At 70.3% G+C, this 25035-nt stretch carries 20 protein-coding genes; 11 read left to right on the top strand and 9 right to left on the bottom strand.

The window, feature by feature from the left end:
- The first annotated feature begins 22 nt into the window (after positions 1 to 22).
- From prpB to GV015_RS01795, 7 genes are all read left to right on the top strand, one after another.
- Positions 23 to 922, top strand: coding sequence for a methylisocitrate lyase (prpB, locus tag GV015_RS01825; protein ID WP_159876203.1), 900 nt, complete (start codon positions 23 to 25; stop codon positions 920 to 922).
- 124 nt (positions 923 to 1046) lie between these two features.
- Positions 1047 to 2171: a bifunctional 2-methylcitrate synthase/citrate synthase gene (locus GV015_RS01820; protein ID WP_159876201.1), complete on the top strand. Its 1125-nt coding sequence runs from the start codon at positions 1047 to 1049 to the stop codon at positions 2169 to 2171.
- A 68-nt stretch (positions 2172 to 2239) separates the two neighbouring features.
- A complete protein-coding gene (locus GV015_RS01815) occupies positions 2240 to 4066 on the top strand; it encodes a hypothetical protein (RefSeq protein ID WP_159876199.1) in 1827 nt (608 codons plus the stop codon).
- 83 nt (positions 4067 to 4149) lie between these two features.
- A complete protein-coding gene (locus tag GV015_RS01810; RefSeq protein ID WP_159876197.1) occupies positions 4150 to 4584 on the top strand; it encodes a hypothetical protein in 435 nt (144 codons plus the stop codon).
- 124 nt (positions 4585 to 4708) lie between these two features.
- On the top strand, positions 4709 to 5260 hold the full coding sequence (locus GV015_RS01805; protein WP_236555286.1) for a thioesterase family protein: 552 nt from the start codon (positions 4709 to 4711) through the stop codon (positions 5258 to 5260).
- A gap of 148 nt (positions 5261 to 5408) precedes the next feature.
- Positions 5409 to 7358, top strand: a complete 1950-nt coding sequence (locus GV015_RS01800; protein WP_159876195.1) for a hypothetical protein — start codon at positions 5409 to 5411, stop codon at positions 7356 to 7358.
- A gap of 88 nt (positions 7359 to 7446) precedes the next feature.
- The gene (locus GV015_RS01795) at positions 7447 to 8442 is read left to right on the top strand and encodes a DNA-3-methyladenine glycosylase (RefSeq protein WP_236555284.1); all 996 of its coding nucleotides are present in this window, start codon (positions 7447 to 7449) and stop codon (positions 8440 to 8442) included.
- Positions 8443 to 8471: 29 nt separating this feature from the next.
- Here GV015_RS01795 and GV015_RS01790 read toward each other — a convergent pair whose 3' ends face one another.
- Entirely contained in the window at positions 8472 to 10259 is a 1788-nt protein-coding gene (locus tag GV015_RS01790; protein WP_159876193.1) for an NAD(P)/FAD-dependent oxidoreductase, read from the bottom strand.
- A 181-nt stretch (positions 10260 to 10440) separates the two neighbouring features.
- Here GV015_RS01790 and GV015_RS01785 point away from each other — a divergent pair, with 181 nt between their 5' ends.
- Positions 10441 to 14202, top strand: a complete 3762-nt coding sequence (locus tag GV015_RS01785) for a bifunctional proline dehydrogenase/L-glutamate gamma-semialdehyde dehydrogenase (RefSeq protein ID WP_159876191.1) — start codon at positions 10441 to 10443, stop codon at positions 14200 to 14202.
- A gap of 10 nt (positions 14203 to 14212) precedes the next feature.
- Here the strand turns inward: GV015_RS01785 and GV015_RS01780 are convergent, their stop codons facing one another.
- On the bottom strand, positions 14213 to 14563 hold the full coding sequence (locus GV015_RS01780; protein WP_079003587.1) for a GntR family transcriptional regulator: 351 nt from the start codon (positions 14561 to 14563) through the stop codon (positions 14213 to 14215).
- 89 nt (positions 14564 to 14652) lie between these two features.
- Positions 14653 to 15090 carry an Lrp/AsnC family transcriptional regulator gene (locus tag GV015_RS01775; RefSeq protein WP_079706386.1) on the bottom strand — a complete coding sequence of 146 codons (438 nt, stop codon included), beginning with the start codon at positions 15088 to 15090 and terminating at the stop codon, positions 14653 to 14655.
- Positions 15091 to 15252: 162 nt separating this feature from the next.
- Here GV015_RS01775 and ddaH point away from each other — a divergent pair, with 162 nt between their 5' ends.
- The 3 genes from ddaH (at position 15253) to GV015_RS01760 (ending at position 17392) form a co-directional block, all read left to right on the top strand.
- The gene (gene ddaH / locus GV015_RS01770) at positions 15253 to 16134 is read left to right on the top strand and encodes a dimethylargininase (RefSeq protein ID WP_371416527.1); all 882 of its coding nucleotides are present in this window, start codon (positions 15253 to 15255) and stop codon (positions 16132 to 16134) included.
- A 151-nt stretch (positions 16135 to 16285) separates the two neighbouring features.
- The gene (locus tag GV015_RS01765; protein ID WP_079706387.1) at positions 16286 to 16519 is read left to right on the top strand and encodes a hypothetical protein; all 234 of its coding nucleotides are present in this window, start codon (positions 16286 to 16288) and stop codon (positions 16517 to 16519) included.
- Positions 16520 to 16633: 114 nt separating this feature from the next.
- The gene (locus tag GV015_RS01760) at positions 16634 to 17392 is read left to right on the top strand and encodes a polyprenol monophosphomannose synthase (RefSeq protein ID WP_159876187.1); all 759 of its coding nucleotides are present in this window, start codon (positions 16634 to 16636) and stop codon (positions 17390 to 17392) included.
- A 31-nt stretch (positions 17393 to 17423) separates the two neighbouring features.
- On the opposite strand, the gene GV015_RS01755 is transcribed toward GV015_RS01760, so the two are convergent.
- The 6 genes from GV015_RS01755 to GV015_RS01730 all read right to left on the bottom strand — a co-directional run bounded on the left by GV015_RS01755 (position 17424) and on the right by GV015_RS01730 (position 24966).
- Positions 17424 to 18092 (bottom strand): NAD(P)-dependent oxidoreductase, encoded by a 669-nt coding sequence (locus tag GV015_RS01755; protein WP_159876185.1) that lies wholly within the window; start codon positions 18090 to 18092, stop codon positions 17424 to 17426.
- Between the two features lie 141 nt (positions 18093 to 18233).
- A complete protein-coding gene (locus tag GV015_RS01750; RefSeq protein ID WP_159876183.1) occupies positions 18234 to 19574 on the bottom strand; it encodes an alpha-hydroxy acid oxidase in 1341 nt (446 codons plus the stop codon).
- The gene (locus GV015_RS01745; protein WP_159876181.1) at positions 19567 to 20403 is read right to left on the bottom strand and encodes a FadR/GntR family transcriptional regulator; all 837 of its coding nucleotides are present in this window, start codon (positions 20401 to 20403) and stop codon (positions 19567 to 19569) included. The genes GV015_RS01750 and GV015_RS01745 overlap by 8 nt, the downstream gene beginning before the upstream one ends.
- A 121-nt stretch (positions 20404 to 20524) precedes the next feature.
- Complete coding sequence (locus GV015_RS01740) at positions 20525 to 21457, bottom strand: 2-hydroxyacid dehydrogenase (protein ID WP_159876179.1); 933 nt, start codon at positions 21455 to 21457, stop codon at positions 20525 to 20527.
- A gap of 9 nt (positions 21458 to 21466) precedes the next feature.
- Positions 21467 to 22930 (bottom strand): rhamnulokinase family protein, encoded by a 1464-nt coding sequence (locus GV015_RS01735; RefSeq protein WP_159876177.1) that lies wholly within the window; start codon positions 22928 to 22930, stop codon positions 21467 to 21469.
- Positions 22927 to 24966, bottom strand: coding sequence for a bifunctional aldolase/short-chain dehydrogenase (locus tag GV015_RS01730; RefSeq protein ID WP_159876175.1), 2040 nt, complete (start codon positions 24964 to 24966; stop codon positions 22927 to 22929). The genes GV015_RS01735 and GV015_RS01730 overlap by 4 nt, the downstream gene beginning before the upstream one ends.
- Positions 24967 to 25035: the final 69 nt, after the last annotated feature.

Below are 25035 nucleotides of genomic sequence, written 5' to 3'. Positions count from 1 at the left end.
ACCTCCAGAAGGGACTGCGCTGATGCTGTACAGCGAGACCACGCCGGCCGAGAAGCGCCGGCTGTTCCGCGAGCGACTCGCCACCGGTGAGCTGCTGCGCTTCCCGGGCGCGTTCAACCCGCTCTCGGCGAGGCTCATCGAACAGAAGGGCTTCGACGGCGTCTACATCTCCGGCGCGGTGCTCTCCGCCGACCTCGGGCTGCCCGACATCGGACTGACGACCCTCACCGAGGTCGCCGGTCGCGCCAAGCAGATCGCCCGGATGACCGAGCTGCCCGCGATCGTCGACGCCGACACCGGCTTCGGGGAGCCGATGAACGTCGCACGCACCGTCCAGGAGATCGAGGACGCCGGGCTCGCCGGGCTCCACATCGAGGACCAGGTCAACCCGAAGCGCTGCGGCCACCTCGACGGCAAGCAGGTCGTCGACACCTCCACTGCGCTCGGCCGGATCCGTGCCGCCGTGGACGCCCGGCGAGACCCGAACCTGCTCATCATGGCGCGCACCGACATCGCCGCCGTCGACGGGCTCGACGCCGCGATCGACCGGGCCAAGCAGCTCGTCGACGCCGGAGCCGACGCGATCTTCCCCGAGGCGATGCGGTCCCTCGAGGAGTTCGCCGCCGTCCGCGACGCGGTCGACGTGCCGATCCTCGCCAACATGACGGAGTTCGGCAAGAGCGAGCTGTTCACGACTCAGCAGCTCGCCGATGTGGGCGTGAACCTCGTCATCTGGCCGGTGTCGCTCCTCCGCATCGCGATGGGCGCCGCGGGTCGCGCGCTCGACACGCTGAACGACGAGGGCGCGCTCACGAGCAAGCTCGGTGAGATGCAGCACCGTGCCGACCTCTACGAACTGATCGACTACGAGGGCTACAACCGCTTCGACACCTCGGTCTTCAACTTCACCATCGACCGGTAGGTGTCCCCGCGCCGGTGAACACCACCTGGGTCTCCGCTCCCCGAGCTTGTCGAGGGGCGAGCCGGGTGCCAAGCTCGACCGACGCGCGCAGGACGCGCGCAGGCAGTACGCAAAGGAGCAACGCATGACCGAAGCGACCAGCGACATCAAGAAGGGTCTCGCCGGCGTCGTCGTCGACGTGACGAGCGTCTCGAAGGTGAACCCGGAGACGAACTCCCTGCTCTACCGCGGGTATCCGGTCCAGGAGCTCGCCGAGCACTGCAGTTTCGAGCAGGTCGCGTACCTGCTCTGGAACGGTGAACTGCCCACGGACGCCGAACTCGCGGAGTTCACTGCGTTGGAGCGGGGCCAGCGCGCGCTCGACGACAACGTCAAGGCGGCCATCGACCTCCTCCCGACCGAGAGCCACCCGATGGACGCCCTCCGCACGGCCGTCAGTGTGATCGGCGCGAACGACCCGACCGCCGAGACCAACACCCCCGAGGCCAACGCGGTGAAGGCCGCGAGCCTGTACGCGAAGCTGCCCGCGATCGTCGCCTACGACCAGCGCCGCCGCCACGGCCTCGAGCTCGTCCCGCCGCGCGACGACCTCGGCTACAGCGCGAACTTCCTCTTCATGACCTTCGGAGAAGAGGCCGATCCGGTCGTCGTCGAGGCGTTCGACGTCTCGATGATCCTCTACGCGGAGCACTCCTTCAACGCGTCGACGTTCACCGCCCGGGTCATCACCTCGACCCTCAGCGACCTGTACTCGGCGGTCACCGGTGCGATCGGCGCGCTCAAGGGCGCCCTGCACGGTGGGGCGAACGAGGCCGTCATGCACGTCTTCGACGAGATCGGGACGGCTGACCAGGCCAGCGCCTGGCTCGACGCGGCGCTCGCCGAGAAGCGCAAGATCATGGGCTTCGGACACCGGGTCTACAAGAACGGCGACTCGCGCGTGCCGACGATGCTCAAGGCGCTCGAGCGGCTCGCCGAGCACTACGGCAAGCCCGAGATCCTCGAGCTGTACACGACGCTCGAAGCGGACATGGTCGCGCGGAAGAACATCAAGCCGAACCTGGACTACCCCTCGGGCCCGGCGTACAACCTGATCGGGTTCGACACGGTCACGTTCACGCCCCTGTTCGTCGCCGCTCGGATCGTCGGGTGGACGGCGCACATCGCCGAGCAGCTGGCGTCGAACGCGCTCATCCGTCCGCTGTCCGAGTACGTCGGGCCAGACGAGCGGCACGTGCCGACCGACTGAGGACGAGTTCTCCACAGATTCGGCGACAGCCCCCACGGCGATATTCCAGATGAGTAGCCTCGGTCCTCGTGACTGCTCTGATCCGTGCTCCGCGCTCCCTGCTCCTGCGATCCACGCTCTCGGCCCTGGCCGCTGCGACCATCCTGCTCACCGCGGTGGGAGTCCCGGTCCCGGCGTCCGCCGCTCCGCCCGTCGGGTCCATCGCGGACCAGCAGGAGCACGACGACGCACCCGGTGACGCGTTCGGCACCGGGGATGCCCCCGGTGCGTCGGACGCCGTGGCCCCCGCGGCCGGCTCGTCTCGCGTGATCGGCAAGCTCGTCCTGCAGAACCGTTCCAGCGGATCCTCGGCGTACGTCGGGCTCTCCTCGCCGGAGTCGGGTCGCAACGTCCAGCGGCTGTACTCGTCCTCGGTGGGCGGAGCAGCGTCGCTCGCGGGAACGTATTCCCTCCCTGCCGTCGGTGCGGCCGGGCCGATCACCGGCACGGGAACGTCCTCGACGCTCTGCCTGACGCCCGCCGGCGACGGCTCCCGCGCGCTCGTCGCAGCCCGGACGTGCACGGGGTCCCCGTCGCAGGACTTCGAGTGGCGGTACGTCTCGAACAAGTGGGTCGCCGGCTACGCGCTGTACCCGGTGTCGAGTCCGTACTCCTTAGGCGGGACGGACAACGACACCTTCGTCGAGCTCACGATGGACGCGCTCACCGATGTCGTCGTGGAGTCGCAGCTGGCCCCGATCGAGCCGTTCGAACTGCGGACCCCGGCGATCGGCGCCAAGGTGGACACGCCGACCCCCACGTTCAGCGGTATCGGGCAGCCCGGATCGTCCATCTCGATCCGCACCGACGCGCAGGCCCTGCTCGCGAGCACGAACGTCCCCCTGGACTCCACGTCCTGGTCGGTTCCGGCGATCCAGCTCGAGCCCGGCCGCTACACGGGAACCGCGACCCAGAGCGGGACCGGGTCGGATGCCCAGGTGCGTTTCGACTTCACGGTCCCGTCGCCGCTCGCGCCCGGCGCCTCGATCCCCACGCCGACGCTCGCCCCCGGTCAGTCCGTGGAGGTGGCGGCGACGTTCAACGCCGATGCCAGTGGTCAGCGTATCGACGTCTACCACCCGGTGTACACGCGGATCACTGCGGTCGACCACCCGGCCTTCACGCTCGACGCGTTGGGCATCGGGGGTGTCTTGCCGGTCGGCACGACCACGCTGAGGTTCACGCTGCGGGCGAACGACGACGCTCCTGTCGGCGAGGCCACGGGCGGCAAGGTCACCTACGGTTCCTCCCGCATCACGATCGCCGACTTCACGGCGAACATCGTCCGGGCACCGGACGAGCCGATCGCCCCTCTGGTGGTCGAGTCGCCGAGGCGCGGCGAGACGATCACTGAGACGACCCCAGTGTTCCGTGGGACCGGCGAGCCGGGGTCGCGCGTCGAGATCCGTGGCGCGTGGGGCGATGTCCTCGGGGTCGTCGATCAGGTCGACGCGAGCGGTGCTTGGTCGATCACCTGGAACAAGAGCCTCCTGCCGAGCCGGTATGCCGGAGGCACCGTGAAGCAGTTCGTGGACGGGGTGCCGACGCACACCTTCGTGTACGACTTCACGATCGTCCAGCCCCGACTCGTCGTCACCTCGCCGAGAGTCGGCGACACCCTCACCGGCACCAGGCCGGTGTTCACCGGTGCGGCGAACCCGGGGGCGCGGGTGCAGATCACGGGCGCGTGGGGCACCGACCTCGGCTCCGCGATCGCCGACCCACGGACCGGGGAGTGGACCATCACCTGGCCGCGTGACTATCTCCCGGCGCGGTACTTCGGCGGCACCGTGACCGAGACCGTCGCCGGCAAGGTCATCGCCTCGTCCGGGTACGACTTCACCCTCACCCAGTGAGCTGACCATCGAGCCGCCGGCCCGGCGTCACTGCACCGGGCCGGCGGCTCCTGCCTCCCCCTACAGCCTCCGAAGGAGCACCCATGCCCAAGCAACCCACCCTCCTCGCCGCCGCGGGCCTCGTCGTCATCGCCCTCGCCGGATGCACCGACGCGGATGCGACGTCGACGACGAGCGCGTCACCGACGGTCGCCGCCGAGTCCACCACCGGTTCCGAGTACACGATCCCCGACGTCACCGGTGAGTGCGTCGACGGCACGGCGACCATTGTCGACGACAGCTCGAACGTGACCGTCGACGGCGACTGCGAGAACGTCGTCGTGGAGGCCTCCAACAGCATCGTGACCGTGACGGGAGCCGTCGTGAACCTCTCGTTCAACAGCTCCATCACCCTCGTGAACGTCTCGACCGTCGACAACGTCACGTTCGTCGAGGGAGCCAACGGCAACAAGGTCGCGACCTCGTCGGCGCCGGTGGTCACCGACAGTGGGGAGGGCAACAGCGTCGCCGCTGACTGACCGTCGGCGATCCGGTCCAGGTGTGTCGGACGCCACACGTCGCCAGGCGTCCCAGGACCCGGGTGTTGTCGAGTCGGGACAACCATGGTGTACGACGCCGCGCCGGCGGGATACGGTCACATCCGTGCACCTCATCTTCCGCACCATCGCCATGTTCCTGCAGTCCCGCCGTCGAGCCCGCCGAGGCGAGCGCCTCGAGACCTGGGACGTCGGTCGGATCCGGTTGCGCGTGCTGCCGACCGACCTCGACGTCCTCGGCCACATGAACAACGGTGTCTACCTGTCGATCTTCGACCTCGGCCGGTTCGACCTCCTGATCCGGAACGGACTCTGGGATCGCTTCAAGCACCTGGGCTGGTACCCGGTGGTGTCGAGCGAGAGCATCACCTTCCGGAAGTCGCTGCAGCCCTGGCAGCGTTTCGCCGTCGAGACCCGGGTCACGGGCTATGACGACAAGGGTGTGTTCATCGAACACCGGGTGGTCGTGGGCGGGGAGATCTACACCCAGGCCCTCGTGCGAGGTCGGTTCCTCAAGCGCTCGGGCGGCGTGGTGGCGCTCTCGGAGCTCATCGAGCTCACCGGCCCGGCTCCAACCGACCTCCCTGCGTGGCAGGCGCAGTGGGCGAGGGATGTCGCCCTGCCGCCCACGAAGGCGTCGGCTCCGAGCGACTGGTGAACCGGAAGAGTCGGTCGACATACTGGATTAAGCAACTGGAATACTTGTAGGCTGACCGCGTTCGTTCGCGAACGCTCCGCCGGTGCGTCCGGACGGCCCTCCCTCGGGCCGTCTCGGGCGCACCCTTGCGAAAGGTCGCCCATCGCCCATGAAACTCCCCATCCCCATCGCCTTCGTGAGTCTGCTCGGCATGACGGTGAGTCTGCTCACCGGTCCGGCCGCCCGAGCCGCCGGGCCGGCGCTTGACACGACGCCGGCGGTGTCCTCGGTCGAGGGCAGGTTCGTCGGCCAGGCGTTCCCCTCCGGCTCGGACGCCTTCTTCGCGGTCGGTGGCTCGACGGACGTCCTGAACCCGGCCAGAGTGACGCTGCACGCCACGCTCGACCAGGCGCTCGCCGCATCCGGCCGCTGGACGTTCCCGTCGGTGGACGCGTCCGGTCCGGTCACGACCACGGTCGGAGGCGTCACGAGGTGCCTCCAGCCTGATCCCTCGCAGGCCTACCAGTACGTGTACCCGGCGGTCTGCACCGGCTCGACCGCGCAGCAATGGGGCTGGGAGGAGTTCGCGAACGACCGTGTCAGCGGATACGGCCTCGTCTCGAACGGCGGAGCAGGTGGCTTCCTCCGTCAGTTCGACGGCAGGCTGGCCGTGGGCGGCTTCGGCTCGGTCGTGGATGCCGACCGGGTCACCCCGGAGGGACTCGATCCCGTCCCTGTCGCCATCCCGGTCACCCTCGAAGCGCCGACGCCCGGTTCCGTCGTCCGGGAGCCACGTCCCGTGTTCAGCGGGCGAGGCACGCCTGATGCGGTCGTCGAGGTCCTCGATTCGTCCGGCGGACCACTCGCCACGGCGACCGTCACCGCAGCGGGCACCTGGTCTGCCCGTCCGACCCGCGATCTCGCGCCCGGAGCGCAGTCCGGCACGGTTCGTCAACGCTCTGACGACTCGACCGCGAACTGGTCGCTGACCTACCGCGTCGTCACAGCGGTGACGGTCCGAACGCCCGCACTCGATGCCACGGTGGACGATCCGCGTCCGGTGTTCTCCGGTCTCGGAGAACCGGGCGCGCGGGTGACCGTCCTCGAGGACGCGACGGGTGTGACACTGGTCGACGTCGAGGTGGATGACACCGGCGCCTGGAGTCAGCAGTCACTCCGGACGCTCGAGCCGCGCGCGTACACCGCGACCGCGACGCAGGTCTTCGGGGAACAGCGCACCACGGCACCGCTCCGGTTCACCTATCGGGAGCCCGCGCCCGAGCCGGGCCCGGTCGAGGACGTCACCCTGCTCTCGCCCGCCATCGGGGAGACCGTCGAGACCGCAGACCCGGTGTTCAGCGGTCGTGGAGAGCCGGGCGCGACCATCCGGGTGATCGGTGCCTGGGGTACGGAGATCGCTGCAGCCGAGGTCGGAGACGACCATCGTTGGGCGGCACCGATCAACAAGAGCCTGACCCCGGGTCGGTACAGCGGCGGCTCCGTGCGCCAGGAGATCGACGGTGTCGAGCAGTCCCGTGCGCCGTACGACTTCACCGTGGCAGCCCGCGCCGTCGTCGCTCCGCTCGTCGTGGAATCGCCCGCGAACGGTGGTGTCATCTCCTCGTCGGTGCCCGAGTTCAGCGGCACGGCACAGCCTGGCGCGAGGCTCGAGATCTGGAGCGCCTGGGGCGATCTCGTCGGCACCACCGAGGCCGTGGCTGCGAGTGGGCGTTGGACGATCACCTGGAACAAGTCGCTGCTCCCCGCCCGGTACGCCGGTGGCACCGTCCGACAGATCGTCGGCGGTGTCGAGACGCACCGCAGCGCGTACGACTTCACGGTCGCAGCGCCGCTCAGGGTGACGTCGCCGAGGATCGGCGACACCCTCACCGGTACGCGGCCCGTGTTCACCGGCACGGCGACACCGCTGGCCGACATCGAGATCATCGGAGCCTGGGGCACCCGACTCGGGACGACGAAGGCCGATTCCTCGGGCTCGTGGACCGTCGAATGGAGTCGGGACTACCTCCCGGGCCGCTACCAGGGCGGACGCGTCGAGCAACGCGTGAACGGAACGTTCATCGATCAGGCCGGGTATGACTTCCGCCTGGTGCGATAGCGGATCGGCGGCGGTCGGGGCGTCTTCGCGATCCTCGGCCGTCGTCGGCGTCGCCGGATGTCGGTGGTCACCACGTAGGGTGACCACCATGTCCGCCTCTGCATCGTTCGCCGCTCCATCGCTGTCGTCCGTCGAGGCCGCGCTGCAGCCGACCGGACCGGTGTCGCACGTGGCGGAGCCGATGCGGACGGTGTACCGCCCGAGCGGTCCACTCGACGTCCACAGCACCCTGCGCCTCATCGCCCGGGGAGGCGACGGCCCCTGTTACCGCCGCACGCCTGGCGGGGTCTGGCTGACGGCGCGCACCCCACAGGGCGGCGCGACCCTGTACGTCTCGACGGTCCGCGACGGCGAGGTCGAGGCGGCCGCCTGGGGTCCGGGAGCCGAGTGGATGATCGCCGGCGTGCCGGAGCTGCTCGGTCGGGACGATGACTGGTCGGAACTCGACGTGAGCCGGAGCCCGCTGCTCACCGAGGTGTCCCGGCGGAACCCGGGACTGCGGTTGAGCCGCAACCGGCTCGTGTTCGAGATGCTCGTGCCGTCGATCCTCGAGCAGAAGGTGACCGCCCTCGAAGCATGGCGTGCGTGGCGGTTGCTCGTGCGCCGACATGGCGATGCCGCCCCCGGACCCGCACCCGAGGGCATGGTCGTCGCGCCGTCCGCCGAGACCTGGCGGATGATCCCGAGCTGGGAGTGGCACACGGCGGGTGTCGGGCCGCAGCGCTCGGAGACGGTCGTGCGGTCCTCGAGACTCGCCTCCGCGATCGAACGGACGATCGACGAGCACCCCGACGACGCGTCGCGGCGCCTCCAGAGCTTGCCGGGCATCGGCGTGTGGACGGCCGCCGAGGTGACGCTCCGTGCACACGGCGACCCCGACGCCGTGAGCGTCGGCGACTACCACCTCGCGGCCTCGGTGGGGCAGGCGCTCACCGGCGCTCCCGTGGACGACGACGGCATGCTCGAGCTGCTCGCACCCTGGGCTGGTCACCGGCAGCGGGTGCTGCGGCTCATCGGCCGGAGCGGCATCCACAAGCCGCGTCGTGGCCCGAAGATCACCATCCAGGACCACCGCCACCACTGAGCGCGGCAGCGCCTACTGAGGCGTGCGGGTCAGGCGTCCAGGACGGCCATCGCGGCGTTGTGCCCACCGAGTCCGCTGACCGCGCCACCGCGTCGGGCCCCGGCGCCGCAGAGCAGGACGCGTGGGTGCGCCGTCGCGACGCCCCACCGCTCGGCCGCCGTCGTCCGTGGGGCGTCGTCCTCCAGGAACGGCCACGACAGCGGGCCGTGGAAGATGTTCCCGCCCGGCATCGCCAGGGAGCGCTCGAGGTCGAGCGTCGTCCGCGTCTCGATGCAGGGCCGCCCCTCGGCGTCGAGCAGCAGCAGGTCCTCGATGGGTTCCGCGATCACCGAGTCCAACGATCGAAGTACCGCGGCCTGCAGTGCGTCACGGAAGGCGTCGTGGCCGCCGGGGACCGCGTCCGCCGCGACCGCGAGCCGGTGCGGCACATGGAGCCCGAACACGGTGAGCGTCTGCGCCCCCGAGGCCTGCAGCTCCGGCGAGAGGATGCTGGGGTCGCTCAGCGTGTGGCAGTAGATCTCGCAGGGTAGCGGGTCGGGGATCCGGCCGGCCTCCGCCTCGAGGTAGGCGTGCTCCAGCTGCGCCCAGCCCTCGTTGATGTGGAAGGTGCCGCCGAACGCCGCCGACGGATCGACGGCCGGGTCGAGGAGCTCGGGGAGTCTCCGCAGCAACAGGTTCACCTTCACCTGGGCGCCCTCGGGATGCGGAACACCGTCCTCCGGCACTGGCGCCGTGCCGAGGATCGCGTCGGTACCACTCCACTGCGCCGGCGTCCCCCGCGCCGCCGACCACGCGGCGTACGCCGCCGCGACCGCCCGTTGCTCCGCCGCCGGGTCGAGGAGGCGCTCCAGCACCGCCGGAGCCGCACCCGACAGGATCCACTCGCCGCGGACGACGACCCCGGGGCGAGGCCGGAACCGGTCCAGCGTCGACATCGGCTCGGTCGCCTCGAGCTCCGCCTCCGCGGCGAGGTCCACGTAGGCGACGAGCCCGTGCTCCGGCTGGATGGAGGTCACCTCGGCGAGCGTCCGGATCTCGGCGCCGGCCTCCTCGGCCGCGCGGCGCAGCGCGTCCGTGACCGCGCCCATGCCGCCGACCGGGACGTCCCAGTCGCCCGTCCCGCCGCCGATCAGGTGGTAGAGGAAGCAGATGTTCTGCTGCAAGGTCGGGTCGTCGGCGCGGGCGAAGGTGCCGATGAGCGCATCCGTGAAGACGACACCGCGGACGAGGTCGGAACGCGCGGCGTCCTCGATGGCACGGCCGATCGGCTCATCGAACACCGCCGACCAGATCGACGCGACCTCCCCAGCCGGCACCCCGAGGTCCGCGGCGGCGGCGATCGCCGCGTCACGCGCATCGGAACGGCTGCGGAGCGGCTCGAGCACCGTCGGCCAGAGCACCGAGGCCAGGTGACCGATCCGACGGTGCAGTTCGGCGATGCCCGCGGCGTCCTCCGGATGCCCGATCGACGCGAACGACGCGACGGTGGCGTCGTCGTCACGGTTGTCGATCAGGAGACCCGTGCCGGGGTTCGCAGGGTCGGGCGTGTACGAGGAGAAGCGGCGCCGGACGAGCCGGACGTCGAGCCCGAGCTCGTCGATGATCTGCTGGGGCAGCAGGCTGACGAGGTACGAGTACCGGGACAGGCGTGCGTCCACGCCGGGGAACGGACGTTCCGAGACGGCTGCTCCACCCGTATGGTCGAGGCGTTCGAGGAGGAGGACGCGCTTGCCCGCGCGTGCGAGGTAGGCGGCGGCGGTGAGGCCGTTGTGACCGCCGCCGACGATGACGGCGTCGTACTGCTCGACGGAGTGCATGACCACACCCTATTCGCAGGCGCACTTCGACAGGCTCAGTGACCGGGGGTGGGGCTCAGCGATGTGGCGCACCGGTCCCTGAGCTTGTCGAAGGGCGGTGACCGACCGGGGTGCTCAGCCGCCGGGCGTGTACTCGCGAGCCTCAGCTGGGATCACCGGATCGGAGCATAGGCTGAGCAGCATGGCGAACGTTGCGAACGAGGGTCCCACCGAACCGGTCGGACTCGCGGATCGTGCGATCGCCCTCGCGTCGAAATGGGTCGACGAAGGGGCGGAAGCTCCGACCGATCCCGCCGCCGAGCGGCTCGCCGGCGTGCTGCGCGATCCCAATGGTCTCGAATTCACCGTCGGGTTCGTCGACGGCGTCATGCGCCCGGAGGACCCGCTCGTCGCCGGGAACGCCCTCGCCGCCCTCGCCGGTCGGACGCCGCGGTTCCTGCCCTGGTACGAGCAGGCCGCCGTCCGCACAGGCGGTCTGGTCGGTCCGGTGCTGCCCTGGGTCGTCGTCCCTGCCGCGCGCCGCGTCCTCCGGGGCATGGTCGGCCACCTCATCGTCGACAGCCGTCCTCGTGAGCTCGGCAACGCGATCGCGAAGCTGCGCGCCGACGGTTCACGGCTCAATCTGAACCTCCTCGGGGAGGCCGTCCTCGGCGAGGGCGAGGCGGCGAAACGGCTCGCCGGCACCCGTGAGCTCCTGCAGCGCCCCGACGTCGACTACGTGTCCATCAAGGTCTCGTCGATCGCCAGCCAGCTCTCCATGTGGTCGTTCGAGCAGGTCGTCGACCGCATCGTCCGACGCCTCGTGCCGCTCTACGAGGAGGGGCTCGCGACCGGCACCTTCATCAACCTCGACATGGAGGAGTACCGCGACCTCGACCTCACCATCGCGGTCTTCACCCGACTCCTCGACCAGCCGCAGCTGCTGCAATACCAGGCCGGCATCGTCATCCAGGCCTACCTGCCCGACGCCCTCGAGGCGATGATGCAGCTCACCGCCTGGTCGAAGCAGCGCGTGGCCGCCGGTGGCGCGTCCATCAAGGTGCGGCTCGTGAAAGGCGCGAACCTCGCGATGGAGCGGGTCGACGCGGCGATCCACGGCTGGCCGCTCGCGACGACCGGATCGAAGCGCGAGACCGACACCAACTACAAGCGCGTGCTCGACTGGGCGCTCACGCCGGCGCACACGGACGTCGTGCGGGTCGGGGTCGCCGGGCACAACCTCTTCGACATCGCCTACGCGTGGCTCCTCGCGGGCGACCGCGGTGTGCGTGAGCGTGTGGACTTCGAGATGCTGCTGGGGATGGCGACCGGTCAGGTCGAGGCCATCAAGCGGGATGTCGGGACGGTGCTGCTGTACACGCCCGTCGTGAACCCGAAGGAGTTCGACGTCGCGATCTCCTACCTCGTCCGCCGTCTGGAGGAGAACGCCAGCGAGGAGAACTTCATGTCGGCGGTGTTCGAGCTCGCCGAGAAGCCGACCCTGTTCGCGCGCGAGCGACGCCGGTTCCTCGCGTCGGTCGACGCCCTCGGAGAGACCGCCGGGCAGGTGCCGACTCCCAACCGGACGCAGGACCGCGCCGCGGAGGCCCCGGAGGCACCGCTGCCCGACAACGACGGGGACGACCGCTTCCGCGATCCCGCACAGGCACCGGACGCCGGACTCACGCAGCAGGTCCTCGGGCTGGAACGCGGATCGAGCGGCGGTGAGGACCGCTTCCACGCCGATCCGTCCTCGGCGTACGTCGAGACGGCGGTCTTCTCCCGTTCGGAGCGCGGTGGTGTCGTCGACGGCGCCCCGGGCTTCGAGAACGCCGCCGACACCGACCCCTCGCTCGCGGCGAACCGGGCGTGGGGAGCGTCGATCCTGGCGCGCGTCCCGCAGTCGACCCTCGGTGGCGCAGCGGTCGCGGCCGCGGCCATCGACGACCCACGCGTCCTCGAACGCACGATCACGATGGTCCACGCCGCCGGTGAGCGATGGGGAGCCCGCCCTGCCGCCGAACGGGCCGCCGTCCTGCACGCTGCAGCTCGGGTCCTCGCCTCCCGTCGGGCGGACCTCATCGAGGTCATGGCGAGCGAGACCGGCAAGACGATCGCCGAGGCCGATCCCGAGGTGAGCGAGGCCGTCGACTTCGCGCACTACTACGCGGCCAACGCGCCCCTGCTGGAGAGCGTGCACGGCGCGAGCTTCGTCCCCTCCGCGCTCACGGTCGTGACGCCGCCCTGGAACTTCCCCGTCGCCATCCCGGCCGGAGGCGTCCTCGCGGCGCTCGCCGCCGGCAGCGGCGTGATCATCAAGCCCGCTCCACAGGCGAAGCGGTGCGCAGCCGTGGTCGTCGAGGCACTGTGGGACGCCGGGGTGCCGCGCGACCTCCTCGTGCTCGCCGATGTGGCGGAGGGCGACCTCGGACGTCGGCTCGTGTCCCACCCGGCCGTCGACCGGGTGATCCTGACCGGCTCCTTCGAAACGGCGCAGCTGTTCCGTGGATGGCGTGCCGACCTGCCGCTGCTGGCGGAGACGAGCGGGAAGAATGCGATCATCGTCACGCCCAGTGCCGACCTCGACCTCGCCGTCGCCGACATCGTGAAGAGCGCCTTCGGGCACGCCGGGCAGAAGTGCTCGGCCGCGTCGCTCGTGATCCTCGTCGGCTCGGTGGCACGATCCGACCGCTTCCTCCGGCAGCTCGAGGACGCCGTCCGCTCGCTCCGGGTCGGCTGGCCGTCCGATGCGCGGACGCAGATGGGGCCGATCGTCGAGCCGGCGGGGGAGAAGCTCCTCGCCGGGTTCACCGAGCTGCGCCTCGGCGAGAAGTGGCTCGTCGAGCCGAAACTGCTCGACGACTCCTCGGTCAACTTCGGCCAGCCGAGCGAGCGCCTCTGGTCGCCGGGGGTCCGCACCGGTGTCCAGCCGGGCTCGCCCTTCCACGTGACCGAGTACTTCGGGCCGGTCCTCGGTGTCATGCAGGCCGCGAACCTCACCGAGGCGCTCGCCCTGCAGAACGCGACGCCGTACGGCCTGACCGCGGGCCTGCACACCCTCGACCCGGTCGATCTCGGGGAATGGCTCGACACCGTCGAGGCGGGCAACCTGTACGTCAACCGGGGCATCACCGGTGCGATCGTGCAGCGCCAGCCCTTCGGCGGGTGGAAGCGTTCGTCGGTCGGGACCGGCACGAAGGCCGGCGGCCCCAACTACCTGTTCGGGCTCGGCGAGTGGCGACCGGATCCGGGATCGGCGAGCCGCAGCCTGCACCTCCGCGGGCTCGACACCCGCATCGTGAAGCTCATCGAGGCGGCCCAGCCGTCGCTCACCTACGAAGCCTTCGACGTGCTACGACGGTCGGCGCTCAGTGACGCGATCGCGTGGGGGAACGAGTTCGGCGAGGTGAAAGACGTCTCGCAGCTCGGCGTGGAACGGAACCTCCTGCGCTACCGGCCGGTTCCGGTCGCGGTACGCGTCGCGTCGGGGGCCGACCTGGGCGATGCGCTGCGGGTCCTCATCGCCGCGGTGCGGTCGCGGTCGCGGTTCACCGTCAGCCTCGGCGGGCGGCTGCCGCGCGAGGTGCGCGACTGGTTGTCCGAGCTGAGCATCCCCGTCTCGCTGGAGACCGACGAGCAGTGGCTGACCCGGATGGCGGCCCGCGGGTCGATCGACACGGGAGAGCTGGGCCAGGAGCCGCCGGTCGCGACCCGGGTACGGATCGTCGGTCCGCGTCCCGAGACGGTCGCGGAAGCGGAACCCGGAACGGAGGCCTCCGAGCCTGAGCCGCTCGCGAAGCGACTCGCTGAGGCGCTCGGCGGCGATCCCGAGATCGCGATCTGGGGTGGGCCGGTCACCCAGGCCGGACGGGTGGAGCTGCTGCCGTTCCTCCGCGAACAGGCGATCTCGATCACCGCGCACCGGTTCGGCAATCCCGACCCCTGGTCCCAGAGCGTCATCTGAGCCCGGCGGGTCAGGCGCGGAGCGCGGCCTCCACGAGCGCCACGGCGTCCTCCGGCGAGACGCCGAGGTCTCGGATGCGGTCAGCGTAGGCCGCCGCTGCCAGTTGCGCCTGCCGGTCGATCGCGTCGCCGTGCGCTGACACGAACGTCCCCGCGCGTCCCCGGGTCTCGATGACCCCGTCGGTCTCGAGCAGCCGGTACGCCTTGGCGACGGTGTTCGGTGCGATCCCCAGCTCGTCGGCCAGCCCGCGCACCGTCGGGAGCTTCGCCCCGGTCGCCAGTCGTCCGTCGCGGACGGCCTCGATCACCTGCGTCCGCAGCTGCTCGAACACACTGGTCCCCGCCTGAATCGTCCACTCCATCCGCCCATCCTGCCCGCGAACGGTCACGAATGGCGACTTCAAACGAGCCGCACTGTGCGTTGGTGACAGTTCGCGGGCTGGGGGAGGGGTCAGTCGATGTGGCGGTGGATGAGGCGGGTGAGGACGATCGCACTGCGGGTGTGGTCGACGTTGGGGGCGATCCGCACCTTCTCCAGGGCGTCCTCGAGGGCTGGGATGTTCCTGGCCCGCATGTGCACGATGGCGTCGGCGCTCCCGGTGACGGTGCCGGCGTCGACGACCTCCGGGACGCCCGACAGGATCCGCAGCAGCTCGTTGGGGGACACGGTGCCGCGGCAGAAGAGTTCGACGTAGGCTTCTGTCTGCATGCCGTCGACCGTGGGGTCGACCTGGATCGTGAACGACTGGATGACCCCGTCGGCGACGAGGCGGTCGACGCGTCGCTTCACCGCTGAGGCCGACAAGCCCACGACCGTGCCGATGTCGCCGTAGCCGGCGCGTGAGTTCTGTCGGAGCAGGTCGATGATGCCGCGGTCGAGGTTGTCCATGGGACTCAGTGTAAGCGCAATCATTGCGCGAAAAGCTGCCACTTCGCAGCATTCCTGCGCCAAACTCCGTGAAAACGCTGCGAATCGCATGCAATGATGAACGTGGCGTGCCCCCGGGCCCCTGGACCTCGTCCGCCGACCCTCGCTCGTTTGGAGGCCGACGTGTCGTCGACGCTCAACCACCCCACCCCCACCACGCAGGACGCCACGACCGGCACCCGCGTCGCGAACCGCCGCCGGTACCTCATGTGTCGGCCGGACCGCTTCACCGTCAGCTACCGGATCAACCCCTGGATGAACCCGGACGACCCGACCGACACCTCGCTCGCGGTGTCGCAGTGGGAACAGCTGCACCAGGCCTACCTCGATCTCGGCCACCGGATCGAGCTCATCGATCCGCTCGACGGCCTGCCGGACATGGTGTTCGCGGCGAACGGCGGCTTCACGCTCGACGGTATCGCCTACGGGGCGAAGTTCACCTACGAGGAGCGCATCCCCGAGGGGCCGGCCTACATGGACTGGTTCGAGGCGAATGGCTTCCGCGTCGAGCGCCCCGAGTTCGTGAACGAGGGCGAGGGCGACATCATGCTCGTCGGCGACACCATCCTCGCCGGGACCGGCTTCCGCACCGATCCCCGCAGCCACGACGAGGTTCGTCGGATCTTCGACCGCGAGGTCGTGACCCTCAACCTCGTGAACCCGAGTTTCTACCACCTCGACACCGCGATCGCCGTGCTCGACCCGGTGGCTCCCGCCGACGGCTCACCCGCGAACATCGCCTACCTGCCGACCGCGTTCGACGAGGCGAGCAACCGCATCCTCGAGCAGCGCTACCCCGACGCGATCCACGTGAGCACCGAGGACGCAGCCGTCCTCGGCCTCAACTCGATCTCGAACGGTCGCGAGGTCGTCATCGCCGCGCGGGCCGTCGGGTTCGAGCGTCAGCTGCGCGAGCGCGGCTACACGCCGATCGGCGTCGACCTGTCCGAGCTGCTCCTCGGCGGCGGCGGCGTGAAGTGCTGCACGCTCGAGCTGCGCGGGTAGCCCTTCGACAAGCTCAGGGACCGGGTGTCCGCTCAGGGGCCGGACCGGAGCGGTGCGGTCTCAGGGACCCGAGCTCGGTGTCGAGGGGTTGCGGGTGCCAGTGGGGCGGCGTATACCTGCACTGACCGCTTGAACCTGAGGAAGGGCACCCATGGACGCCGGAGAACGACGTGACCACGAACGCGCCAACGCAGGGCGCTCCGGCACCCTGAGCGATGCGACGGGGTTCTGGGTCGTGATCGCCTTCGCCCTGTTCGCCGGTGGCATGTGGGCGTTCGGCGAGGCGTTCCGCACGGACGTCCTGCAGGCCGTCTGGTTCATGGGCGGCATCCTCATGATCGCGCTCGCCATCTTCATCCCGGCGCATTTCGCCAGCAACAACTGACCCCCAGCCGGACGTTCGCCGACCGTTTCCTGAGCGTCCGGCCGTCCAGTCGGAGGCCGCCGATACGGTCCTGTTCAGCGCGCTACGCTGGCTGAGCAGACACGAGGACGGCACATGGATTCCACGGTGGTCATCATTCCCACCTACAACGAACGCGAGAACCTGGAGAGGATCGTCGCGCGCGTCCGTGTCGCCGCTCCCTCCGTCCAGGTGCTCGTGGTCGACGACAACTCACCCGACGGCACCGGAGCGATCGCCGACCGGCTCGCCGCCGAGGACGACGCGGTGCACGTGTTGCACCGCACCGGCAAGGAAGGGCTCGGCGCCGCATACAAGGCCGGCTTCGCCTGGGCGCTCGGGCGCGGATTCGGCAACGTGGTCGAGATGGACGCCGACGGATCCCATGCCCCCGAGCAGTTGCCGGCGCTCCTCGCGGCCACCGCGGAGGCGGACGTCGTCCTCGGGTCACGCTGGGTCCCGGGCGGCACCGTCGTCAACTGGCCCAAGCATCGCGAGGCCATCTCACGGGTCGGCAGTGCCTACGCCCGGTTCGCGCTCAGGCTCCCCGCCCGCGACGTGACCGGCGGCTACCGCGTGTTCAGCGCTGACGCACTACGGCGGCTGCAGCTCGACGAGGTCCACAGCCACGGCTACGGCTTCCAGGTCGACATGCTCTGGCACGCGAACCGCGCCGGTCTGCGGATCGTCGAAGTGCCGATCACCTTCACCGAGCGGACGCTCGGGGCCTCCAAGATGACGAGCGGCATCGTCGTCGAAGCCATGCTCCGCGTCACCTGGTGGGGCGTCTGCGAACTGACGGACCGCATCATCGGGCGTCGTCCGGCAGCGTCACGGGCGGCCGCCGGCTCCTGAGTCGCGGTGGCGCCCGTCGGCGGACGCACCGTCAGCTGCGGCGCGGACCCGAGGAGATGACCGGAGCCGAGCCGATGAGGTCCTCGTCGTCGACCGCGTCGACGAGGAACGCGGCGACGTCGCAGCGAGGGATCCGGAGCGAGCTCGGCCAGCTTCCTGGCGGTGACGACACGACCGGACGTCGGGCGTCGCTGGCCGAGAGCACGGTCGGGTGCACGATGGTCCAGTCGAGCTCCGAGCGGCGGAGGAACGCGTCCGCCTGCTCGTGATCGGCGTAGACGGTGCCGAGTCGGAGGAAGTGCGTCGCCCACCGCAGGCCGGCGGGGACGCTCTGGACCGACTCGCCGGCACCGAGCGCGGAGAGGAGGACGATTCGACGGAGGCCGCGCGAGCGCATCGCATCCGTCACGACCCGGACGGCGTTCGAGATGAGGTCGGGAGGGCTGACCTGGCGCGCCCACGGCCAGTCGGACGAACCGATGTTGCTGAGGGCGATGATCACGGCCTGCGCGCCACGCATGGCCTCTTCGACGTCCTCGCTCCGCAGGGGAGACCCCTGGACGACCGTCAGGCGGTCGCCGGGGACGACGGCGGCGGGGTCTCGGACGAGCGCGGTGACCGAGTGGCCGCGGCGGAGAGCCTCGCTGATGATGAGTCGCCCGGTGCGGCCGCTCCCACCGATCACGAGGAGCTGTGCCACCGTCGCCTCCAGATCGTCGAACACCGGCCCGACGGCGCAAGTGCTGCGACCGTCGGGACGGTTCCATCGTTCCCGAAGGAGCGATAGAGGACATCGGGGACAACCCGTGGAGTGCGGCGGTGACCGCGTTCGGTCGGGAGGTCAGGCCTTCGCGGCCGCCGGCTTCCGGGCCGGAGCCTTCCGAGCGGTCGGTGCCGCGGGCTTCGCAGTGGCCGGCCGGCCGGCGCTCAGCGACGACTGCTCCGGCATCGGCTGCAGCGTCGTGAACCGCGACAGCTGGGTCACGTGGTGCGGCTGCAGCTCCTCGAGCGACGCGACACCCAGCAGCTTCATCGTGCGCACGATCTCGCCCGAGAGGATCTGGATCGCGCGGTCGACGCCCTCGCGCCCGCCGGCCATGAGTCCGTACAGGTACGCGCGGCCGATGAAGGTGAAGCGCGCACCGAGCGCGACGGACGCCACGATGTCGGCGCCGTTCATGATGCCGGTGTCGAGGTGCACCTCGGCGTCCTTGCCCACCTCGCGCACGACGCTCGGCAGGAGGTGGAACGGGATCGGCGCGCGGTCGAGCTGGCGGCCGCCGTGGTTGGAGAGCTGGACGGCGTCCGCACCGAGGTCGACGGCGAGCTTCGCATCGGCGACCGACTGGACGCCCTTGACGATGAGCTTGCCCTTCCACTGCTCGCGGATGTACTTGACCTCGTCAGGACCGACGGTCGGGTCGAACATGGTGTCGATGAGCGCCGCGACGGTTCCCGACCAGCGGTCGAGGCTCGCGAAGGCCAACGGCTCCGTGGTGAGGAAGTTGATCCACCATGCCGGGCGGGGGAGCGCGTCGACGATGGTCTTCGGGGTGAGCGACGGCGGGATCGTCATGCCGTTGCGGACGTCGCGCAGGCGGGCGCCGCCGACGGGGGTGTCGACCGTCACGACGAGGGTGTCGTAGCCGGCCGCTGCCGCGCGGTCGACGAGTGCCATCGACCGTTCGCGCTCACTCCACATGTAGAGCTGGAACCAGTTGCGGCCACCGGGCGCTGCCGCCTTGACGTCCTCGATCGAGGTCGTGCCCATGGTCGACAGGGTGAAGGGGATGCCCGCGGCCGCTGCGGCGGATGCTCCAGCGCGCTCGCCCTCGGTCTGCATCATGCGGGTGAAGCCGGTGGGAGCGATGCCGAAGGGGAACGCGACGCGCTCGCCGAGGACGTCCCAGCCGGTGTCGACGTTCGCGACGTTCTTCAGGACGGCCGGGTGGAACTCGATGTCCTGGAACGCCTGCCGTGCTCGGGCCAGCGAGATCTCGCCCTCGGCTGCGCCGTCGGTGTAGTCGAAGGGCGCCGTCGGCGTGACCTTCTTCGCGATCGCCCGAAGGTCGCTGATGGTGGTGGCGGCCGCCAGGCGTCGCTTCCGGGCGTTGAACTCCGGCTTCTTGAACTGCATGAGCGGCAGGAGGTCGTGGGGCTTGGGGATGCGGCGTTCAACCATGGTCTGTCTCTTCTTTCCGCGAACTGTCGCTTGAGGTGGGTGTCGAGGGGTGCGGACTGTCGTCTTCCGACAGTTCGCGAGCCTGGTAGTAGTTGGTGATGTGGGAGCGGACGGACTGGCGGGCCAGCTCGGCGTCGGCGCGGCGGATCGCCTCCACGATGCCCCGGTGCTCGGTGCGCAGGCGGTCGGCGGTGGCTGACCACGACGCCAGTTGTGGGACACCGGCCAGGACGTAGCGCTCGATGGAGTCGCGGAGGCCCGACATCGTGGCGACGAGGACCTGGTTGCCCTCCGCCTCGGCGAGCGACAGGTGGAACTGCGCGTCGAGGGCGAGGAACTCGGCCTCCGTGAGGGTGGGCTGGTCCATCGCATCGAGCAGGGACTCGGGGTGCGTGAGATCGGGGACGGCCGCTTCGGCGCGCGATGCGAGACTGTGGACGACCGCGGTCTCGATCACGAGCCTCGTGTCGACCACGTCCTGGACGGCGAAGCCCTGCGCGGCGACCTGGAGCCGCATGAGGGTGGCCATGCCACCAGACGGCGTGGCGACGATGATCGCGCCGGCGGTGGGGCCGGACCCCGTGTGGGTGCGGATGAGTCCCAGGACCTCGAGGACGCGGATCGCCTCGCGGACACTGGACCGACCGACACCGAGGTCGATCGCGAGCTGTCGTTCGCCGGGCAAGCGGTCGCCGGGGGTGAGGACACCGCTGAGGAGGTCCGACTCGATGCGGGCGAGCACGACCTCCCAGGCCCGGGGCTCCGCCGCTGCGGCGGCGGGCTGCGTCGCTGCGGCCGCTGCCGGCGCGGCCGTCGCTGGTGCGTTCATCGATCCTCCTTCGGCACTGCGGTGTGGTCAGACCACAAACCCTACCTCTTGAACCGATTCAACGCGAGCCCTCGCCGTAGATTTTTCTGCGAAGCGAAATCGACGGACGTCGACGCCCGTCTCAGGTGCGGAGGACGATGTTCTCCGGCTCCTCATCGGCCAACAGATGTTCGATCTGTCGACGCAGGAGACGCGCCATCCGCGGCAGCATGGCGCTCGTCGCGCCGCCGATGTGCGGGGAGACGAGCACGTTCGGCAGAGACCACAGCGGATGGTCGGCGGGCAGCGGTTCGGGGTCCGTCACGTCGAGCGCCAGTCGGATGCGACCGCTCGTCGCGTGCTCCACGAGTGCATCGGTGTCGGCGACCGGGCCGCGGGCCACGTTCACGACGAGGGCGTCGTCGGGCAATGCCGCCAGGAAGTCGTCTCCGATCAAGCCGCGGGTGCCGTCGGTGAGCGGCACGACGACGATGACGATCTCAGCGTGCGGCAGGAGTCCGGGCAGTTCGTCGATGCCGTGGATCGGCCCCCGCTCGTCCTTCCGCGCGCTCGACGCCACCCGCGTGACCTCGACCTCGAACGGGAGCAGCCGCTCCTCGATGGCCGCACCGACCCCGCCGTACCCGATGAGGAGCACGCGGCGGTCGGCGAGGCTCGGGCGCTGGCTCTGCAGCCACTCGCCCGTCCGTTCGGCGCGCACGAAGTCCGGGATGCCCCGCTGCGAGGCGAGGATGAGTCCCACCGTGAGCTCCGCCGTCGAGGCCTCGTGCACGGTCGCCGCGTTGGCGAGGGTGATGCCGGCCGGGAGGAGGTCCGCGAGGCCGTCGTAGCCGATCGACTGCACCTGGACGAGCTTCGGCGTCACCGCGGCGACGTTCGCGAGCGGCTTGTTCGAGCCGAGGTAGACGGGCACGACGAGGTCGATGTGCTCGACCGGCGGTTCGGTGCGCAGATCCCATTCGACGAACTCGACGCCCTCGGGGAGGGGGCCCTGCGACAGCACCTCCTCGCGCAGGTCGGCGGGCAGGCTGACGATGAGTGGAGAAGCGGTCATGCTGCGACGCTACCGGCTGACGGACGTGCAGCCGGCAGGCTTGCGCGGCTCGTAGCGAGTCGGCTCGAAGGAACGGACGACGAGGGCGCGCAGGGTCTCGAGGTCGCCGTCGATGATCCCCACCGCCCTGGCCTGGACGAGGACGTTCCCCAACGCCGTCGCTTCGACCGGGCCGGCGATGACGGGGATTCCCGCTCGGTCGGCCGTCAGCTGGCACAGGAGCGTGTTCTGCGATCCGCCGCCGACGACGTGGATCGCGCGCACCTGGACCCCGGACAGCTCGGAAGCCGCGTGGACCGCATCCGCGAACGCCTGCGCCAGGCTCTCGATGATGCACCGGACGAACTCGGCACGGGACTGCGGCACCGCACGCCCGTGCTCGGTGAGGAACTCGGCGATGCGCGCCGGGAGGTCACCGGGCGCGAGGAACCGGGGGTCGTTCGCATCGAACACCGAGACGGGTGCGTCGACCGCGGCGGCCTGGGCGATGAGCCCGGGCAGGTCGATCGTCTCGCCGCCACGCTCCCAGGTGCGCACCGATTCGCTCAGGAGCCAGAGTCCCATCACGTTGTGCAGGAAGCGGGTGCGTCCGTCGACGCCGCCCTCGTTCGTGAAGTTCGCCGCTCGACTCGCCTCGGTGAGGACCGGGCGTTCGAGCTCGACCCCGACGAGTCCCCAGGTGCCGCACGAGATGTAGGCGGCATCCGGGGTCGTCATCGGGACGGCGACGACCGCCGAGGCCGTGTCGTGTGAGCCGATGGCGGTGACGGGCGTCGACGAGGGCAGACCGACCTCGGCGGCGACCGCTTCGAGGAGCGTCCCGATGCGATCGCCCGCCTGGACGATGGGCGGGAGGACGGCCGCCGGGATGCCGAGTCGGGTGAGGAGTCCGGCGTCCCACCTGGTCGGTTCGCCGGCGCGGACGAGGCCGGTGGTCGACGCGTTGGTGGCCTCGGCGACGCGGGCACCGGTCAGCCAGTGCGCGATGAGGTCGGGCACCAGGAGTGCGGTGTCGGCGACGTCGAGCATGCCGGCGTCGCGCTCGGTTGCGAGCTGGTAGACGGTGTTGAATGGCAGGAACTGCAGGCCGTTCAAGCCGTAGAGGTCGGCGAAGGGGACCGTTCCGTGGACCGCCTCGACACCTGCCGCCGTCCGTTCGTCGCGGTAGTGGAACGGTGCGCCGAGGAGGCGCCCCTGCCGGAGGAGGCCGTAGTCGACCGCCCACGAGTCGATGCCGATGCTCGCGAGGTGTGGCTCCTGCTTCGCTGCGCCCGACAGCCCCGCGATGATCGAGCGGTACAGCTCGAGGATGTTCCAGTGCAGGCCGTCGGGCGTGCGGACGGGCGTGTTCGGGAACCGGGCGACCGGCACGAGGCGCAGCTCGCCGGGGCCGACGTGGCCGAGCATGACCCGCCCGCTCGTGGCCCCGAGGTCGACCGCCGCGACGGTGCCGCTCCGGCCTGCCGCACTCATCGCAGGAAGGCCGCGGCCACGCCCGCGTCGACGGGGATGTGCAGTCCGGTCGTGTGGCTGAAGTCGCTCGTGCAGATCGCGAAGACCGCGTTCGCGACGTTCTCGGGGACGACCTCGCGCTTGAGGATGGTGCGCTGCGCGTAGAACTTGCCGAGGTCCTGCTCGTCGATACCGTACGTCTTCGCGCGGTTCGCGCCCCAGCCCGAGGCGAAGATGCCGGAGCCGCGGACGACGCCGTCGGGGTTGATGCCGTTCACCTTCACACCGTACTCGCCGAGCTCTGCCGCGAGCAGGCGGACCTGGTGGGCCTGGTCGGCCTTCGTCGCGGAGTAGGCGATGTTGTTCGGGCCCGCGAACACGGAGTTCTTCGACGAGATGTAGACGATGTCGCCGCCCAGCTTCTGGTCGATGAGCACGCGTGCGGCGGCCTTCGAGACGAGGAACGAGCCCTTCGCCATGACGTTGTGCTGGAGGTCCCAGTCGGCCTCGGTGGTCTCGAGGAGCGACTTGGAGAGCGAGAGACCGGCGTTGTTGACGACGAGGTCGAGCCCACCGAAGGCGAGGACCGTCTCATCGATCGCGGCTTGGACGGCGGCTTCGTTCGAGACGTCGGCGGCGATCCCGATGGCGACGTCCGTCGAGCCGAGCTCGGCCGCTGCGGCCTGTGCCTTCTCGAGCGAGAGGTCGGCGATCGCGACGACCGCGCCCTCCGCGACGAGACGCGTGGCGATGGCCTTGCCGATGCCGGATGCGGCACCGGTGACGAGCGCGACGCGGGTCGCGAGTGGCTTCGGCGCAGGCTGACGCTGCAGCTTCGCCTCCTCGAGGGCCCAGTACTCGATCGCGAACTTCTCCGCCTCGTCGATCGGAGCATAGGTGGAGAGGCCCTCCGCGCCGCGCATCACGTTGATGGCGTTGACGTAGAACTCGCCGGCGACGCGGGCGGTCTGCTTGTCCTTGCCGAAGCTGAACATGCCGACGCCGGGGACGAGGACGATGAGCGGGTCGGCGCCGCGGATCGCCGGGCTGTCGGCCGTGGCGTGGCGGTCGTAGTAGGCCTGGTAGTCCTCGCGATAGGCCTCGTGCAGGGTGCCGAGGCGCTCGATGACCTCCTCGACGCTCGCCGTGGCGGGCAGGTCGACCGTGAGCGGCTTCACCTTCGTGCGGAGGAAGTGGTCGGGGCAGCTCGTGCCGAGCGCGGTGAGGCGCGGGTGCTCCGCCGAGGCCAGGAAGTCGAGGACCTCGGGGCTGTCGGTGAAGTGGCCGACGACGGGGCGGTCGGCGGAGGCGAGCCCGCGGATGGTGGGGGCGAGCGCTGCCGCCTTCGCACGACGCTCGGCCTCGGGCAGGGCTGCGTAGCCGTCGAGCGCCGGACCGAAGGGCTCGGGGCGGGAGTTCGCCTCGATGTAGGCGGCCGCGGTGTCGATGATCCACAGCGAGTTCGCCTCGGCCTCCTCGGAGGTGTCTCCCCAGGCGGTGATGCCGTGCCCGCCGAGGATGGTGCCGATCGCCTGCGGGTTGTCGGCCTTGATGGCAGCGATGTCGAGGCCGAGCTGGAAGCCGGGGCGACGCCACGGGACCCACACGACCTTGTCGCCGAAGATCTTCGCGGTGAGTTCGGGGCCGTCGGCGGCGGTCGCGATGGCGATGCCGGAGTCGGGGTGCAGGTGGTCGACGTGGGCCGCGTCGACGAGGCCGTGCATGGCGGTGTCGATCGACGGGGCCGCGCCACCCTTGCCGTGCAGGGTGTAGTCGAAGGCGGCGACCATCTCGTCCTCGCGGTCGAGGCCGGGGTAGACGTCCTGCAGGGCGCGCATGCGGTCGAGGCGGAGGACCGCGAGACCCTCGGGCTTCAGCGTGCCGAGGTCGCCGCCGGAGCCCTTGACCCAGAGGAGCTCGACCGGCTCGCCCGTCACGGGGTCGATCTCGGTGCCCTTGGCCGAGGTGTTGCCGCCGGCGTAGTTGGTGTTCTTCGGGTCGCTCCCGAGGCGGTTGCTGCGGGCGATGAGCTCGGCAGCGGTTGGGTTCACGGACATTCGCACTCCTTCGTCGGGGCACGTCCGTGCCCGGTGTTCAATCGTGTTAAGTATGACAAGAAGTCACAG

Source organism: Plantibacter sp. T3, assembly GCF_902506515.1.
Classification (GTDB): domain Bacteria; phylum Actinomycetota; class Actinomycetes; order Actinomycetales; family Microbacteriaceae; genus Plantibacter; species Plantibacter auratus.
The sequence above is the reverse complement of the archived record's forward strand: the minus strand, read 5'-3'. Positions and strand labels throughout refer to the sequence as shown.